This window comes from uncultured Methylovirgula sp. (assembly GCF_947646745.1).
Lineage (GTDB): Bacteria > Pseudomonadota > Alphaproteobacteria > Rhizobiales > Beijerinckiaceae > Methylovirgula.
In genome coordinates this window covers 1-17,391 of record NZ_CANSHK010000036.1, presented here as the reverse complement: position 1 = coordinate 17,391, position 17,391 = coordinate 1, and the positions used below count along the sequence as shown (strand labels likewise).

The window sequence follows — 17,391 nt, the reverse complement described above, 5'->3', positions numbered from 1 at the left end:
GATTCGGCTTGGCCGGAAATATTCTGATCTTCCGGCCCGGTCGCTCGATTAAAGGACAATCCAATGAGAATGTTTGCTCTCGGCATCCTTGGCGCTCTCCAGGCTCTAGGAGCTCCCATCGCCGCCTCGGCCACGAGCGCCCACAACGTCGTCCTCGTCCCCGGCGCCTTTACCGACAAATCCAGCTGGGACAAGGTCGCCCATCTGCTGCGCGAGAAGGGCTTCAAGGTCACCGAAGTCGACATTCCACTGACGTCACTTGAGGCCGATGTCGCGGCGACTCGCAGGGTGCTGGAAGCCCAGCAGGGGGCGACCGTGCTGGTTGGTCATTCCTGGGGTGGTGTTGTGATCGGCGAAGCCGGCGACGACCCCAAAGTCAAGGCGCTGGTCTATGTCGCGGCTTTCGCACCCGACAAGGGGGAGACCCTCAAGGCGCTGACGAGCAACGGACCGCCGACCGAAGGTCTGAAGGCGATTCGACCCGACGCCAGGGGCTTCCTATCCATCGACCCCGCGGCTTATCCGCATGTCTTCGTCGGCGATGTGCCCACCGCGGAGGGGGAAGAACTGGCCAACAAGCAGCGGCCGATCAGTGGCGCAGCCTTCGGCACTCCGGCTGCCATTGCCGCCTGGCATCTGAAGCCGACCTATTATGCGATTTCGGCCAACGACCTCATGATTCCGCCTCAGGCCGAAGCCTTCTTTGCCCAACGCATGAAGGCAAAGGCTGTGACGCTTGCGTCGAGCCATGCGTCTCCTGTGTCGCATCCGGCCGACGTCGCCGCCCTGATCGAGCGGGCTGCAAAAGGAGAGTGAACAATGAGCATCATTCTTTTCGCGCTGCTTATCGGTATCGTCGCGGGCCTTCGCGCCATGATACCGCTCGCGGCGGTGAGTTGGATGGCCGCAACGGGCCATCTCGACCTCTCGGGCACGCGGCTCGCTTTTCTCGGTTATCGTTGGGCGCCTTACATTTTCTCGGTGATCGCGGCCGCAGAACTGGTCGCCGATCAATTGCCGTCGACTCCGAGCCGCAAGATACCACCCCAGTTCGCAACCCGAATCGTGACAGGCGCATTCGCCGGCGCGGTCCTTGGCATTCCGAGCGGCAACTGGGTCGTCGGGCTTGTCGCCGGCGCCATCGGCGCGGTGATCGGCACCTTGGGCGGCGCGGCCGCGCGAAGCCGGCTTGCCCGCATGTTCGGACACGATCGTCCGGCAGCGATTCTCGAGGATTTTGTCGCCATCGCGATCGCTGTGCTGGTCGCGCTCGCTAGATAAGCCGATTCTTCCGCGTCCAGTTGGACGCCTCTCGATGTCCAACCGTTCGCGAGGATCCAGGCCGATATTGACCTCGATCAAAGACTCCAGAGGGCGGGTTTACACATATTGATTTTGGCAGGTGGAGCGTGGTCGTCGCTCGTGCGTCAAATTCCCAAATTCCGAAGGAGAGCGCGCGTGAAGCATATTACAATTACAACCATTGTTCTTTTGGCGCTCATGGCGGGCGGAGTTGCCACGGCTCAATATGGGCCAGTTGGCAGAGCATGCGTGGCCGACATAGCAAAATATTGCGCAGGCTTGAGACATGGACGTGGGGAGGTGCGCAATTGTCTTGAAGCGCATTACAAGGATGTATCGGCAAAATGCCAGCATGCTCTGGACACGACGGGCAGAGGGATGCGGTAAGTGATCTAGAAGAAGGGAGTGAGGCTCGCCGGGATTACGGCTCGAGTTCCGAATCCCAATAGAGATAGTCCATCCAGCTATCGTGCAGATAGTTGGGCGGAAACAGCCGGCCGTTCTGATGCAGGTCGGCGACTGTCGGCTGATAGGGATGCCGCGCCGGCCACATATGGGCTTCGCTCGTCAGCCGGTCGCCTTTCTGCAGATTGCAGCCGGAGCAGGCGGCGACGACATTTTCCCAGGTCGTCGTGCCGCCTTTCGAGCGCGGCACGACATGGTCGAAGGTCAATTCCTCGCGCGCGCCGCAATATTGGCAGGAGAAGCGGTCGCGCAGAAAGACGTTGAACCGAGTGAATGCCGGATGCCGCGAGGGTTTGATATAGGTCTTGAGCGAGACGACCGAGGGCAGCCGCATTTCAAAGCTCGGGCTGCGGACGGTGCGGTCGTAATGGGAGACGATGTTGACGCGGTCGAGAAACACCGCCTTGATCGCGTCCTGCCAGGACCAGAGGGACAGAGGATAATAGCTTAACGGCCGGAAATCGGCGTTAAGCACGAGAGCCGGACAACCTTCCGGTGAAACCGTGGGTTGGCAGTGGACTGTCAAACCTTGCACCTCATTCGCCAGTGGCGCAAACCTGACCCTTCAACGCGTACTGGCTAAGACCCTAAGCGACCCCTCAAATCCCTCGGCGGCACAGCGCGGCTTCCGCAAACCGCCGGAACTCCTCTAAATCACCTCACGCATAATGGCAAATCGACCGAATCTGTCTGTCATGCCCGCATGACGGGCCTGTGAACGAGACGGTGGCGAAGCTTTAAAGTCTGGGCGGGACAGCTCAGCGGGTCGGCACGGGCGTGCCGCTGCGATAGTCGTAAAAGCCGCGTTGGGTTTTGCGGCCGAGCCAGCCGGCTTCCACATATTTCACCAGCAATGGGCAGGGCCGATATTTCGAATCAGCGAGCCCCTCGTGCAAAACCTGCATGATCGAAAGCACGGTGTCGAGACCAATGAAATCGGCGAGCTGCAGCGGGCCCATCGGATGGTTGGCGCCGAGCCGCAGGGCGGTGTCGATCGCGTCGACCGAGCCGACACCTTCGTAAAGCGTATAGATCGCTTCGTTGATCATCGGCAGCAGAATTCTGTTGACAATGAAGGCAGGAAAATCCTCCGAGACGATCGCCGACTTGCCCAGCGCGGCGATCAGCTTTTTGGCCGCATTGAAGGTCGCGTCGTCCGTGGCGATGCCGCGAATCAATTCGACCAGCTGCATCCGCGGCACCGGATTCATGAAATGGATGCCGATGAACTGCTCCGGCCGGTCGGTCGCCGCGGCAAGCCGCGTGATCGAGATCGATGAGGTGTTGGTCGCAAGCATCGCGCCGGGTTTCAGGCTCGGCGACAGTTTATGAAAGATCGAATGCTTGACCGGCTCGCTTTCCGTCGCGGCCTCGATGACCAGATCGCAATCGGCGAAGGCGTCGTAGTCGGCGGCGCGGCTGACGTGCTTCAGGGCCGTCTGCACCGCAGCCTCATCGATCTGCTTGCGTTCGACGAGGCGGGCGAGATTGCCGCTCACCGTCGCGAGCCCGTGGTCGATCCGCTCTTCGGAAATATCGTTCAGCGCCACGTCGAAACCGGCGACGGCACAGACCTGCGCAATGCCGGCACCCATCTGCCCGGCCCCGATAATTCCGACTTTCTTGATGTCAGCCATGGGTCTTACCCGAATGAGGTACGGCGGGGCGCGGCCGCCAGAGCGAATATCGCCGCCTTGCGAATGTCGCGCCAAGAGCCAGCCGGCGACGGTCCGGCGAGGACTTACGCCAGTTCAGCACGCCGCGTCAAAGATCATGTGAAGCCGGTTTGCGCTTTAGTGCCCGACGCTGAAATGAATCGGCACGGTAAATGATCCGCCGTTGACGCCCGCCGGCGCCGGCGGCACCGGATTGGCGCGCTGGACCGTCGCGACTGCCGCCCGGTCGAGGATGGAAGATCCGGCGCTTCGGGCGAGACGCACGCCATGGATGGCGCCGCTGCGGCTGACCGAAAACGCAACGAGAGCGGTGCCGCCAAGGCCTTGCGAGCGCGCCTCCTCCGGATATTCCTTGGCGCCCATGATCCGCATCACGATCTCGCTCTTCCAGTCGGCGACGGCGGCGCCGTTGAGGCCGGCCGCAGGAGCCGCTTGGCGCTCGGCATGTTTGAGATCGGCGCGTGTCGATTTCATCCGCCGCTGTGGTTTGGGCAGATGGTGGGCAGGCTTTGGCGTCTTCGTCGTTTTTTCGACGACGGGCTTCGGCGGAGGGGGCGGCGGCGGTGCCGACATCACGACTTCCGCCTGCGGGGCCGGCTGCACGTCAGGCTCGAGCGGCGCCGTCGTGTCGTTGGTTGGCGGCGGCGTGTTCGGCGGCGGCGGAATAGTGGGCGTCGGCGGCGGCGGCTGATCCGGCTCCACTTGATCAGGCTGCGGCGGCGTATCGACCTCGTCCTGCGGCGGCGGCGCGACGGCGACGGGCGCGAGATCGATCATCACGGCATCGGGCGGCGCGCCGGGCGGGCGCTCTTCCGGCCGCGTCACGAGATAAGCGATGAGAAGCGCCACATGCACGGCGACGACGATCAGCGCCGCTATGCCCCAGCGATGCCAGCCGGAGTGTTCTCGCGGCGGCAATATGGTTTGGGCAAAGCTCATGGTGCCGAAGGGGACGCGGCTCCGCTTTGGTCCGGCGCCTGCGACGCATCGAGACCGACCAGCGCGATCTTCAGATAGCCGGCCTTGCGCAGCACGTTCATCATGTCCATCACATTGCCATAGGCGATCGTCTTATCGCCGCGCAGAAAAATGCGTTGCTGCGTGTCGCCGCCCGTCGCCGCACTCACCGCGGCTGCGAGGCCATCGCGGCTCACCGCCGTCTCGCCGACGGCGAGTGTGAGGTCCGGCTTGATTGTGACGAAAACGGGCTTATCGGGCCGCTGCGCCGCCTGCGCCGTCGAAGCCGGCAAATCGACGTTAACATCGACCGTCGACAGCGGCGCCGCGACCATGAAGATGATGAGCAGCACAAGCATGACATCGATGAACGGCGTAACGTTGATGTCATGATTTTCTTCGAGCGAATCGTCGCCCGTCGAGAGCTTGACGGCCATCGCACTTACTCCGCCGGGCGGCGCATGCCGACGACGTGCCAATTCTCGCTGACCGAGGGAGCACCGCGGTCGAGATCACGCGAGACATGGCGCAGGATTTCCGCCGCCGCATCGCCAAGAATGGCCTTGTAGCCCGAAATGCTGCGGGCGAAGACATTGTAGATGATGACCGCCGGAATGGCGGCGACGAGGCCGAATGCCGTGGCAAGCAAGGCTTCGGCGATGCCCGGCGCGACGACGGCGAGATTGGTCGTATGCGTCTTCGAAATGCCGATGAAGCTGTTCATGATGCCCCAGACCGTGCCGAAGAGGCCGATGAAGGGGGCGGTCGAACCGATCGTTCCGAGGATGCCGGTGCCGCGATTGACCGCGCGCCCGGCGCGCGCCTCGATGCGTTCGATCAGCGCCGCCGCGCGCTCCTTGATTCCATCGGCATTGAGATCGGCCGAACGATCGACTTCGGCTGCCGCGGCATCGACCATTCGCACCACCGGGCCCCTGCCATGGCCGAGATCGGCGCGCGCCGCATCCAGCGTCGCCGCATGCGCCAGAATGGCAAGCTGCTTCAGGGCATTTTGCTTGGCCGTCAAAAGCTCGAGGCTCTTGACGAGCCAGACCGTCCAGGTCGCAAGCGAAGCCAGCGCCAAGCCGACCATCACCACTTTCACGACGATATCGGCGTTGAGGAACATGCCCCACGGCGAGAGATTTTGCGGCAGCAGGTGGGCGGTGATCGAGAGGGACGGCTCCGCGGCCATGACGGGCTGACTTGGCGCCTCGCTTGCCGGCTGACTTGCGGGCTTGCTTGCTGACACGCTTGCCGGCGCAGCCGGTTTCGAGGCTGGCGCAGCTTGTGGCGCGGCCGGCGCCGCTTGCAGGGGGGGCTGACTTGGCGAAGGCGTCGCCGCGGGCGCCGATGCTGCGGCTGCGGCGTTCGGAGCGGTTTGCGGCGCCGGCGCCTGCGCGAAGCATAAGGTCGGGATTGCGATTAGGGTGAAGAGTGCGGGGAGAGCGAATCTGCCGAACCGGGCCTTAACGCGACGCGCATCAAACATGAATTCCATCCCTGTTTTTTGCCTTCCCGCCCGATGGCTTGCCAGCTTGCGTGGCAATATGTCCGGGGTCAATCAGCGCACAGCAATATTCGCGCGATTGAGCGACATCTTGGTTCTTCCCCGGTCCGCTGCCCTTCTACAGCGCGCCCCGCGGCAAGTCTTCTCGCTTCTTTCGAGAAACTTTGGAAGCCGTCGCGGGAAAAATTCCCGAGCGTAGCCGCTCAAGATCACAATGCTTTCGGATCGAATCGATCCGAAAGCATAAACGTGATCGATTCTAAAAGTTTAGAGCGAGATTTCTTGCGAAAAACCGCGGACACTTTTTCGCATCCCGCTCTAGGCGCCGAACAATCGTTCGCCGATCATGCCGCCCGGCGCGATGCCCGGCGGACAAGCAAACACGCCGCTGCCGATATGCGTGATGAACTGGTTCATCGCATCGAGCTTCGACAGCTTGTCGAAAATCTTGACGAAGCCGGTGCGCGGATCGCGCTGATAGCAGACGAAGAGCGAGCCGGCATCATATTCGATGCCTTGATGCCAGGGCGGCCAGCGTTCTGCGACAAAGGTCGCGCCATTGTTATAGGAATAGCCGCGCCGCAGGATCTGCATGCCGTCGTTCATCTGCGCGGCAGCGATGCGCGCATGCGCCGTCGCCGGAATCAGCGGATTGCCGTCCTTGTCCGCCGCGCTGAGATCAAGCGGATCGGCTTCCTTCGCGCCGCCGAGCGGCGCGCCGGAAAATTTATGCCGCCCGATCGTCTGCTCCTGATAATCGAGATCCATACGATCCCAATGTTCGAGCGCGATGCGAATGACACGGGCGACGACATAGCTGCCGCCGCGCATCCATGCCGGGCCTTCATCGCCGGCCCAGACGAAGCGATCGTAATCGATCGGCGTCGCCGGATTGATCGTGCCGTCCTTGAAGCCCATCAGATTGCGCGGGGCCTTGTCGCCATATTGGGCGGAGAAGCCGCTCTGCGCCCAGCGGATCGTCGCGATGCCCTGCGCTTCGCGCGCCAATTGGCGGACCGCATGGAAGGCGACCTGCGGATTGTTGGCGCAGGCCTGAACCGAGAGATCGCCGCCGGTATGACCGTCGATCAATTGGTCGCCGTTGAAATAGGGCAGATCGATCAGCGCCTCCGGCTTCCTGCTCTTGAGGCCGTAGCGATCCTTGCCCGCCTTGTCGAAAAGCCCGGCGCCGAAGCCGAAGGTCAAGGTCAGCCGGCTGGGGCCAAGCCCGAGAGCTTCGCCGCTGTCCGTCTTCAGCACAGCGGGCGTCGGCGAAAGATCCGTGGTTCCGGTCGAAAGTCTGGCGGCGACGTCGGTCCAGCGCCGCAACAACGCTTTCACGTCGTCGACCTTTTCGGTCTGCAGATCGAACACGGCAAAGTAAGTCTGGGTCTGCGCCGGCGTCGCAATGCCGCTCTGATGCAGGCCGTAGAACGGCTCGATGTCATCGCTCGGCGCGGCCGGCTTGGCGGTGCCTAATTCCGGTGCCGCTGCGGCGGGCGCATGGGCGGCGATGCCGCCGGCTGCCAACGCGCCACCGGCGGCGACAAGAAAGTTTCGCCGCGAATTGTTCATGTCCTTGCCGGACTTGCTCATATTAAACTCGTCGATGCTTCGCCGACAGTTCGGCACTTTGTCATGAGCGCGGCGCTTCTGCGCGCCGCGCGGTCTCGGCCCAGGCGGTAGATGATTTTTGTCGCGGCCGCCACCGGATTCTGCTGAAAAACCAGTAGATTAGAACAGGTCGAAATTAGCGCGCGACGGCCAGCGTATTGACGTCGTCATTGACGAAATAAATGCCTTTGCCGTCGGGCGTCAGGGCAACGCCGAACAGATTGCCGCTGCCCGGCGGCGTCTGCGCGCGGTTGGTGTTGATCCAGCGCGCAGCGACCTGCGCCTTCGTCGCCGGATCGAGTTCGATGATCTCGCCGTCGAGCGCATTGATCACCAAGAGGTCGCCGTTCGGCGCCTTCTCCAGCGCCAAGGGGCGCTTGAACTTTCCATCCTTGGAAATCACCGTACCGGTGCCGGCGCTTGTCGTTCGGGTCAAGGCTTGCGGAATAGCGTTGACCGCATTGCCGACCGCGTCGGACACGTAAAGCGTATCGCCTTCGAGGACGAGGCCGGTCGGGCCGATGACGAACACGTCCTTGTCGGCGCGCTCGCCGAAGCCGTCGCCGATCACCGTCTCCTTCGTGATCGAGGGGCCGTCCGTGCCGATCGCGAGATCGATGCGGATGACCGAGGCGAGCTTGCCGGCTTGCGCTGCCGCAGGCACTTTGCCGGCGCCGATTTCCGAGACGAAGAGTGTCGCAGTGTCGCCATGATCGACCAGCGCCGTATTGCCCCACGGGCCGTCGATAGGGCCGCCGGCGAAGGTCTTGATGAACTTGCCATTGGCATCAAAGACGATGAGGCAGCCGGGGCCCGCGGTCTTGAACGTACCGTCGGTCGAAGGCAGGCTGCCGACGATCACATAGCCCGATTTCAACACGGCCATTGCCGTTGTCAGGCCGACGCCTCCGGGGCAGGCGGCCAAAGTCTTCGGCACCGAAGCGAACAAAGTGATCGCGCCCGTCGCCGGTCTATAGTCGACAATGGTCGTTCCGACGCCCTGCAAATTGTTCCGGTCGTTGAAATTGTCGACGAGCACATCGTTCTTTTCGATCTTGCCGATCGAGACGGGCGCCACGATCAGCGCATAAGGATTAACATCGCCATTGGCCGGGACCGTCGAGGCGAGCGTCGTGGTCTTTTTCAATGTGTCGAGAAAGCTCGGCGGGTTGGCCGCGACCGGCGTCGCAAAGGCCGCCGCGGAGACCAGCGAAAGCCAGCAGAGATAGGTTTTAGCGCTTCCGTTCATACGCATTCTCGTCACTCACAGTCGTCAAAGCGGCGCCGCGCGGGTGTTTCGGCGCGGCAGTGGAATTCGAAGTTCTAAAAGGCGATGGTGGTGCGGACGCCGAACACCGCCTCGTCATGAACAAGCGTGTTCGGAGCCAAGGGATTCACGATCCCGCCGCCCGGATTGAAGATGTATTGGAAGTCGGGCGTGATCTGCCACCAGGTCGCAAGGTTGATCGTGTAGAAGGTCTCGATAAAGGTTTCCGAGGAGCGGATCGGCGACAGCGTTCCGGCCGGCGCATAAACAGCCTGGTCAATGTTGAAACCGCGCGCGCCGCCGGAGATGAGGCCGTAGCCGAAGCCGAGGCCGACAATGTCGCCGTCGCGTCCTTGGAATGGCGCTTTGAGCGTCAGGCCGCCATTGGCGCTCAAGGTGATGAGATTGCGATCGCCGAGCGGCGCACCCATCAGGCGGATAAAGGCACCGAGCGCGCGCGGTGCGGAAAGATCGGGCTGCCAGATGATCTGATCGGCGATGCCGTAAAATCCATAATTGCCGCGATGCGCGACGGCGACGCCATTGCTCGCGGGATCGGCGAGCGGCAATCCGTCGGTGCCAACTCTCTGGTCGGGGAACGGCGCCGTATCGTACCAGACGCCGAGCTTGTAGGTGCCGGGCAGGCCGCTCGCTTTCGCCTTCGGGTCGGTTGGCGCCGGATTCAGCGCATATTGCAATTCGCCGATGGCGAGCGCGCCGGTATTGAGGCTGAAACGCACGCCGTTGGCTTCGGGCCCGCGCAATTGCGAATCATTGTTGAAGGGGCCTCCGGGCGGGTTGTCATCAAAGACGCCCAAGAGCGCCGTCACGTTCGGCACAACTTGGCCATGCAGGCGCACGCCAAGCGACGACAGAGGATAGGCCGGACCGCCAGCATAAAGATCGACGGACGGGATCAGCGGCCAGCCCATCGACGTGTTGAGGAAGAGCAGTGACTGGGCGCTGACGATGAATTCCTGGTCAAGGCTCTGCTGGCCGACCTTGACGTCCCAGCCCGTGTTGCCGAGCGTCTGCTGATACCAGAGCTCCCAGAGCCGCGTGGAATCGGCAGCTTCAAGTCCGCTCACGGTTTGCAAGGCACCAAGGTTCTTGGCGCTGAGATTCGAGCCGTGAATCTGTAAGCCGCTGACCTCGAACATGCCGCCGGTCCAGCCGAAGGCCTTGCTCGTGTCGAGCATCACCGTCGGCGTCGTCACGCCGTCATAGTCGGCGCCGCGCTTGAAGCCGCCGCTGACATTGCCGAAGACCTCGCTCTCCTCGAAGAGCGTGAAGGTGATGCCATATTTTGCAAGCAGCGGCCGCAGGCCGCCGGCATCGCCGAGCAGCGTCGTGCGCGACGGGGCGAAAAGATCGCCGAAGCTGAAGGTTGGCGGGGGCGCAACCGGCGGCGAAGAATCGGCCCGCGCCGCAGTCGCGAAAAGCAGCGCGCTGACTGCCCCGGTGGCGAGACCGAGCTGACGCGCCCGGCGCCGGTCTTCGACCGTTCTCACGGATACGATTCTCGATGGACCAATTCGCGATGGTTCCATTTGCGATGATCGACGAGTTAAGCAGCGCATCCCTTGCGGCCCCCGCGGCAAGAATTTCAATCTCGGACGACGGTTATGGCCCAAATATTCGCCAGTCAATAATTGCCGACGAGAAAGGAACTATTCTAAGAATTGGGCAAGAATGCTTCTAAATAAATCGATGCTGTGTATATCAACTTGATGACAGGCCCGGAATGCCGACGCCCACGGTCTGCAAGAGCAAAATCGTATTGAGAATCACAATCACGATCGTGCCCAAAATCGCCGCGGCATCGGTCAGTTTGCTATTGGCAAAAGGCCCCATGATGTCGGCGCGGCGCGTGAACAGGACGAGAGCGATCATCGGCACCGGCAGGGCGATCGACAGCACGACCTGACTGAGGACGAGCGATTGCGTCGCGTTCACGCCGAGCGCGACGACGACAAAAGCCGGAATCATCGTGACGAGGCGGCGCACCCAAATCGGGATGCGAAAGCCGACAAAGCCCTGCATGATCATCTGCCCGGCCATCGTGCCGACGGCAGAGCTCGAAATGCCCGAGGCGAGCAGCGAGACGAGAAAGATTCCCGCCGCCAGCGGTCCAAGCAGCGGCGACAGCGTATGATAGGCGGTTTCGATCTCCGCAACATCGCTATGGCCGGCGTGGAAGGCGGCTGCCGCCATCATCACCATCGCCATGTTGACGAGGCCGGCGACCGCAAGCGCGATCAGCACTTCGATATTGGAGAATCGGACGAGCCGCCGCCGCTCGCTTTCCTTGCGCGCCGGAGACCGGTTTTGCGTGAGGCCGGAATGCAGATAGATGGCATGCGGCATCACCGTCGCGCCGATGATGCCGACGGCGATGGTCAGCGCCGCCGCGTCGGGCACTGACGGCACGACGGAATGATAGGCCGCCGCGCCCCAAGCGACGGGTGCAATGAAGACTTCGATCACATAGCAGAGCGCGATGGTCGCCACGAGCACGCCGATCACGAGCTCCATCGGCCGGAAGCCGTTCTTTTCGACGAGCAGAATGCTGTAGGTGACGAGCGCGGTCACGGCCATGCCGACGATGAGCGGCAGATGCAGCAGAAGCGACAAGCCGATCGCGCCGCCGAGAAATTCAGCGAGATCGGTCGCCATCGCCGCGATCTCGCTCACGATCCACATGATGATGACGACAGGCCTGGGGAAATGCGCCCGGCTGAGTTCGGCGAGATTTTTGCCGGTGACGATGCCGAGCTTGGCCGACAAAGCCTGGAACAGCATGGCGATGAGATTGGCGAGGACCACGACCCAAAGCAGCGCATAGCCGTAGCGCGCGCCGGCCTGGATGTTGGTGGCGAAATTGCCGGGGTCCATATAGGCGATCGAGGCGATGACGGCGGGACCGCCGAAGAGCAAGGCATCGGCGAGCCTCAACCGGCGGCCGGCGAGCACGTCGGCGATCGCCGCGGTCGTCCGCTCCGATAATGTCAGCCGCGCACATGCTTGGTCCGTCATTGCCAATCCCGACTGCCCGGCAGAATGTTCGCCTTGCACCTTAATGTAGCCTTGGCTACATCGAGGTCAAGAGGTGCGGCGTTTCGCGCCTGCGGGCGGCGGGCGGGAGCTAAGCCGCAGGATCCGGCGCGGCCGGCGGCTGTTTTTCTTTTCTGCGGCGGTCCTGGATCGTCTGTACCAGGACGTAGAAAGCCGGCACGAAGAGAACGGCCAGGCAGGTCGAAGCCAGCATCCCGGTGAAGACCGTGATGCCGATCGATTTGCGCGCATTCGCGCCGGCCCCTTCGGCAACGACGAGCGGCGCGACGCCCAGGATGAAGGCGAAAGAAGTCATGAGAATCGGCCGGAAGCGCGCCTGCGCCGCCTCGCGCGCCGCCTCGATGATATCCTTGCCTTCATTGTGCAGGTCGCGGGCGAATTCGACGATCAGGATGGCATTCTTGGCCGATAGCGCGATCAGCAGCACGAGACCGATCTGCACGTAGAGATTATTGTCGATCTTCAGTGCCGTGAAGACCGACACCGGGCCGACCAGCGACAGCGGCACTGCGAGGATGACCGCGAGCGGCAAGAGCCAGCTTTCATATTGCCCCGCCAGCACGAGATAGACGAGCAGCAGGGCCAGGCCGAAAGCCAGAAACATCTGATAGCCGACGATCTTCTCCTGATAGGACATGGCCGTCCAATCATAGCCGGTGCCGCGCGGCAGCTCGTTGTCGGCAACCTGTTCCATCAGGTTCATCGATTGGCCGGAGCTATAGCCTGCGGCGGGCATGCCAATGATCGTCGAGGACGGGTAGAGATTGTAGAGGCTGATCAGGGACGGGCCGACATCGGGTTCCAGATGGACGATCGTGCCGAGCGGAATCATGTCGCCGTTCTGATTGCGCACCGGCAGGTTTTCGACATCCATCGCATTGACGCGGAACTGCGAATCCGCCTGCGTATAGACCTGGAAGGTATGACCGAATTTGTTGAATTGGTTGACATAGGTCGAGCCGAGATAGGACGTCAGCGTGTCGAACACCTGCTGTACGGTGACGTGCAGGCTTTCCGCCTTGGTGCGATCGACGTCGACGGCGAGCTGCGGCACGGTTGCGCGGAACGGCGAGGAGACGTGCTGCAATGCGCTCTGGCCGGCGGCAGCCGCGACGACGGTGTTGGTGATGCTCTGCAGTTTCGCCAGATCGAAACTGCCGTCTTTCAGTTCAAGCTGGAAGGTGAAGCCGCCGGCATTGCCGACGCCCTGGATCGGCGGCGGCGGCACGACCGTGATGCGCGCCTCTTCGAGCTTCGCCAGCGCCGAATTGAGGCTCATATACATCGGCAGCAGGCCGAGCTTCGTGCCGCGCTCGTTCCAAGGCTTCAAAATGATATAGGCGACGCCGGCATTGGCGAGGCTGGCGCTGTTGTCGAGGACCGAAACGCCCGAGACGGTGACGACATGCTCGACGCCATCGACTTTGGCGAGGACGTCGGCAACATCCTTCATCGCCGCTTCGGTGCGCTCGAGGGAAGCGCCGTCGGGCAATTGGACCGCGGCGATGAAATAGCCTTGGTCCTCGAGCGGTAGAAAGCCTGTCGGAATCCGGGCGATGCCGTAGATCGCCGCGACGACGATGACGAGGCCGATCGCGACGGTTACGTGGCTATGGGCGGTGAGGTGCCGGATCAGCCACATATAGCCGGCTTCGGCCCGTCCATAGACATGGTTGAACGCGCGCGAGAGAACGTTGCGCTCATTGGGCGGTTTCGGCGCACGCAGCCAGAGCGCCGATTGCGTCGGCTTCAAGGTGATCGCATTGACGGCCGAGATCAACGCCGTCGCCGCGATGACCAGCGCGAATTGCGCATACATGCGCCCGGTCAGGCCAGGCAAAAACGCAGCCGGCAAAAACACCGACATCAGCACGAGCGTGATGCCGAGGATCGGCCCGAGCAATTGCTGCATGGCCTTGATGGCGGCGTCGTGCGGTGTCAGTCCCGCTTCGATATGGTGTGCGGCGCCTTCGACGACGACGATCGCGTTGTCGACGACGATGCCGATCGCCAGAATGATCGCAAAGAGCGTCGAGAGATTGATGCTGAAGCCGAGCGCCGCCATGGCGGCGAAGGCGCCGATGATCGTCACCGGCACGGTGGTCGCCGGCACCAGCATCGCGCGCCAATCCTGCAGGAAGACCAGAATGACGACGAGCACCAGCAGCGCCGCTTCGATCAAGGTCTTATAGACTTCCTCGACCGAGGCCTGGACGAAGGTCGTCGTGTCGAAGGGCACCGAATAGACGAGCCCTTTCGGGAAATCCTTCGCCAATTGCTTCATCTTGGCATCGACGGCGCGTTCGACCTCGAGCGCATTGGCGCCGGGCAATTGGTAGACGGCGATGCCGGCGGCAGGCTGATTGTCGAGTGAAAAGGCCTGGCTATAGGTCTGCGCGCCGAGTTCGACACGGCCGATGTCGCGGATGCGCGTCACGGCACCGTTGGCGCCTGTCTTGACGATGATGTTCTCGAACTGGCGCACATCGTCGAGGCGGCCGGCGACGTTCAGCGTGTATTGGAATGCCTGGCCGGCCTTCACCGGCGGCATGCCGAGCTGGCCGGCGGTCACCTGCTCGTTTTGCTGCTGCACGGCGGAGATGACATCCTGCGTCGTCAGCGAGCGCGCATGCAATTTGTTGGGGTCGAGCCAGATGCGCATGGCATATTGGCCGGCGCCGAAGACGTTGACATTGCCGACGCCCGGCACGCGCGAGAGTTCATCCTTCAGATGGATCGTCGCGTAATTGGCGAGATAGAGCGAATTGTAGCGCGAGTCGGGCGAATAGAGCGTGACGAAGAGGAGGACCGCGGTCGATTTCTTCTGGACCGTGACGCCCTGCGACTGGACGGCCTGCGGCAGCGAGGCGAGCGCCGAAGCGACGCGATTCTGCACCAGGATCTGCGCGAAATTGATGTCGGTGCCGATCTTGAAGGTCACGGTCAGCGTATAGCTGCCGTCGGAAGCGCTGGTCGATTGCATGTAAATCATGCCTTCGACGCCGTTGACCTGTTGTTCGATCGGTTGTGCCACCGTCTCGACCAAGGTCTTGGCGCTGGCGCCGGGGTAATTAGTCGTCACCTGAATCGTCGGCGGGGTGATGTCGGGATATTCGGCGACCGGCAGGCTGAACAGAGCGACGCCGCCGATCACGAGGGTCAGGATGGCGATGACATTGGCGAGGATCGGCCGGTCGATGAAGAATTTCGAAATCATCGCGCGGCCTATTTGGCGTCGCTGCCGGGCAGCGTCTGCAATTGCGGCTCGACTTTCTGCCCGGGCGCCGCACGCAACAACCCGACGACGATGACCTTATCCTTCGGCGTGAGCCCTGATTCGATCCGCCGCAAGCCTCCGAAGGTCTCGCCGATCGTCACCTTGCGCTGTTCGACAATATTGTCGGCGTTGACGACGAGCACATAACGGCCGCTTTGATCGGCGCCGATGGCTTCTTCCGGCACGAGCAGCGCGTTGGCCGTGCCGAGGGGCACATGGACCCGGACGAAATAGCCGGGCAGCAGCTGGTGGTTCTTGTTGTCGAGAATGCCGCGGACGTTCAGCGTGCCGGTCGAAGGATCGACGTTGGGCGCGACATAATCGATCACGCCTTTGTAGGGGAAACCGTGGTCGGTCTGCAGCGCGACCTCGACAGGCACCTTGCCGACGATGTCGGCGGTGGTGATGCCGTGTTTTGCCATCGACGCGCGGATCGTCTGCACGTCGCGCTCGCTGATGGTGAAATTCACCCAGATCGGATCGAGCTGATAGATCGTTGCAAGCTGCGTCGGCGAACTGACACCGACGAGTTCGCCGATCGAGACGAGGCGCTGCGTCACCGTGCCGTCGAAGGGCGCTACGACTTGCGTATAGCCATAATTGATCTGCGCCTGTTCGAGATTGGCCTCGTCCTGTTCGACGGTCGCCTGATTGAGGTCGCGGGTCGCGCGCGCCTGGTCGAGCGTCGCCTGTGTCGAAATCTGCCGCGAGGCCAGCGCCTGCTGACGGCCGAATTCGGTCTGCGATTGCAGAAGCTGCGCTTTGGCGCCGTCGAGCGCGGCTTTGGCTTGATCGACCTTCAGCTTGTAGGGCTCAGGCTCGATGATGAAGAGCGGCGTGCCCTTTTTGACCGCGGCGCCGTCTTTATATTCGATCTCTTGGACGAAGCCTTGCACGCGCGCGACGAGATTGACGCTGTTGATCGCCGTCGAATTGCCGGTTGCCTCGAGATAAGGCTGGACCGCTTTTTCGAGCGGATAGGCGACGCCGACCTTGGGCGGGGGCGGCGGCACGAAGGTGTTTTCCTTTTGGCACGCGCCCGCGAGCGTCAGCAACCCAAGCGCCGCGACGCGCGCCCCCGTCTTAAAAATCGCCAGCATACGTCCCCTCGAACCCGTGCCGGATATTGCCAAACCCTAGCCTTGAATGCCGGTTGGAGGCAATGAGCGGTCAGTGTGCCATGAAGATCGGGATATTGGCCTCGGCCAGAATCTGGCCGGTGGCACGGCCGAAGATGAATTGCCGCAGCCGGCTTTGCGTATAGCCGCCTTTGATTAACAGGTCGGCGCCGACGGCGCGCGCGGTGACGAGCACGGCGAGGCCCGGCGTCTTTGCGCTTTCATGCACATCGACGGCGCGCGCCGGGACATCATGGCGCTGCAGATTCTCGACCAGTTGAACGTGATCCGGCCCGCTCAAGCTGTAGCCTGGAATGGTGAACACGGGCACATCTTTCGCCGCCTTCAACAACGGCAGGGCGAAGGCGACGGTGCGCGCCGTCTCCGGGCTGCGGTTCCAGGCGATGGCGATGGTTTCGCCGAGCCGGCCGGGCGCCCGCGGCGGCGCGATGAGCAGTGGCCGGCCGCTTTCGATCAGCGCCGATTCGAGCGTCGATTTGCGCGGCTGCTCGACGCCGGGGCTCGGCCGGCCGACCGCGATAATATCGAAGACCCGGCCATATTCGCCGACGCCCGTGTCGGAGACGAGGTTGGGCCGCCGCCAGCCATAGGACGGCGCCGTCGCGTCGTCAGGCGGGCCACCATGCGGCGGAATGCCCGAATCATGCATGAAACTCTCGAATATCTGGCGCGCCTCGTCGAAAATGTCGCGCCGCACCGCGTCGTCGAAGACGATGCCGTCGAGCGAGAAATCCGCTGCGACGATCTGGGTCAAATCGGGGCCGAGCGCGACGCCCTCGATATAGCTACCGAATTTCTGCGCCAGCAGTCGCGCCGTCTCGAGAACGGCCGCCATGCCGGAATGCGCCTCGACCGGAACAAGGATGGACTTCATGAGCTTTGCCTGTGTTGAGCGCGCATGATGCCCCAATTCCGGCCGCTGACAAAGGCCAGAGCATCGGACCGAAAAGTGCGAAGCGGTTTTCGGATCATCGGATGCGATTGGAAACGAAAGCATCGGACCGAAAAGTGCGAAGCGGTTTTCGGATCGTCGGATGCGATTGGAAAACGAGAACATCGGACCGAAAAGTGCGAAGCGGTTTTCGGATCATCGGATGCGATTGGAAAAC

General features: G+C 62.4%; 14 protein-coding genes. 2 read left to right on the top strand and 12 right to left on the bottom strand.

Annotated features, from left to right (window positions below; genetic code table 11):
• Window positions 1-69 precede the first annotated feature (69 nt).
• On the top strand, window positions 70-816 hold the full coding sequence (locus tag Q0025_RS11340) for an alpha/beta hydrolase (RefSeq protein WP_297299120.1): 747 nt from the start codon (window positions 70-72) through the stop codon (window positions 814-816).
• Window positions 817-819: 3 nt separating this feature from the next.
• The gene (locus Q0025_RS11335; protein WP_297299118.1) at window positions 820-1,281 is read left to right on the top strand and encodes a DUF4126 family protein; all 462 of its coding nucleotides are present in this window, start codon (window positions 820-822) and stop codon (window positions 1,279-1,281) included.
• Window positions 1,282-1,723: 442 nt separating this feature from the next.
• Here Q0025_RS11335 and Q0025_RS11330 read toward each other — a convergent pair whose 3' ends face one another.
• The 12 genes from Q0025_RS11330 to Q0025_RS11275 form a co-directional block, all read right to left on the bottom strand.
• The gene (locus Q0025_RS11330; RefSeq protein ID WP_297299115.1) at window positions 1,724-2,293 is read right to left on the bottom strand and encodes an HNH endonuclease; all 570 of its coding nucleotides are present in this window, start codon (window positions 2,291-2,293) and stop codon (window positions 1,724-1,726) included.
• A gap of 232 nt (window positions 2,294-2,525) precedes the next feature.
• Window positions 2,526-3,404 carry a 3-hydroxybutyryl-CoA dehydrogenase gene (locus Q0025_RS11325; RefSeq protein WP_297299113.1) on the bottom strand — a complete coding sequence of 293 codons (879 nt, stop codon included), beginning with the start codon at window positions 3,402-3,404 and terminating at the stop codon, window positions 2,526-2,528.
• A gap of 156 nt (window positions 3,405-3,560) precedes the next feature.
• Window positions 3,561-4,382, bottom strand: a complete 822-nt coding sequence (locus Q0025_RS11320) for an energy transducer TonB (protein WP_297299111.1) — start codon at window positions 4,380-4,382, stop codon at window positions 3,561-3,563.
• Window positions 4,379-4,837, bottom strand: coding sequence for a TonB system transport protein ExbD (exbD, locus tag Q0025_RS11315; protein ID WP_297299109.1), 459 nt, complete (start codon window positions 4,835-4,837; stop codon window positions 4,379-4,381). Before exbD ends, Q0025_RS11320 begins: the two co-directional genes overlap by 4 nt.
• 5 nt (window positions 4,838-4,842) lie before the next feature.
• Window positions 4,843-5,595, bottom strand: a complete 753-nt coding sequence (gene exbB / locus Q0025_RS11310) for a tonB-system energizer ExbB (RefSeq protein WP_366939452.1) — start codon at window positions 5,593-5,595, stop codon at window positions 4,843-4,845.
• 633 nt (window positions 5,596-6,228) lie between these two features.
• Window positions 6,229-7,506: an iron uptake transporter deferrochelatase/peroxidase subunit gene (efeB, locus tag Q0025_RS11305; RefSeq protein ID WP_297299104.1), complete on the bottom strand. Its 1,278-nt coding sequence runs from the start codon at window positions 7,504-7,506 to the stop codon at window positions 6,229-6,231.
• A gap of 154 nt (window positions 7,507-7,660) precedes the next feature.
• Window positions 7,661-8,773 (bottom strand): hypothetical protein, encoded by a 1,113-nt coding sequence (locus Q0025_RS11300; protein WP_297299102.1) that lies wholly within the window; start codon window positions 8,771-8,773, stop codon window positions 7,661-7,663.
• Between the two features lie 74 nt (window positions 8,774-8,847).
• Window positions 8,848-10,302: a carbohydrate porin gene (locus Q0025_RS11295; RefSeq protein ID WP_297299100.1), complete on the bottom strand. Its 1,455-nt coding sequence runs from the start codon at window positions 10,300-10,302 to the stop codon at window positions 8,848-8,850.
• A gap of 211 nt (window positions 10,303-10,513) precedes the next feature.
• Window positions 10,514-11,827: an Nramp family divalent metal transporter gene (locus Q0025_RS11290; RefSeq protein ID WP_297299098.1), complete on the bottom strand. Its 1,314-nt coding sequence runs from the start codon at window positions 11,825-11,827 to the stop codon at window positions 10,514-10,516.
• 109 nt (window positions 11,828-11,936) lie between these two features.
• Window positions 11,937-15,083, bottom strand: a complete 3,147-nt coding sequence (locus Q0025_RS11285) for an efflux RND transporter permease subunit (RefSeq protein WP_297299096.1) — start codon at window positions 15,081-15,083, stop codon at window positions 11,937-11,939.
• Between the two features lie 8 nt (window positions 15,084-15,091).
• The gene (locus Q0025_RS11280) at window positions 15,092-16,243 is read right to left on the bottom strand and encodes an efflux RND transporter periplasmic adaptor subunit (protein ID WP_297299091.1); all 1,152 of its coding nucleotides are present in this window, start codon (window positions 16,241-16,243) and stop codon (window positions 15,092-15,094) included.
• A 70-nt stretch (window positions 16,244-16,313) separates the two neighbouring features.
• Window positions 16,314-17,156 carry a universal stress protein gene (locus Q0025_RS11275; protein WP_297299089.1) on the bottom strand — a complete coding sequence of 281 codons (843 nt, stop codon included), beginning with the start codon at window positions 17,154-17,156 and terminating at the stop codon, window positions 16,314-16,316.
• Between the last annotated feature and the right edge of the window lie 235 nt (window positions 17,157-17,391).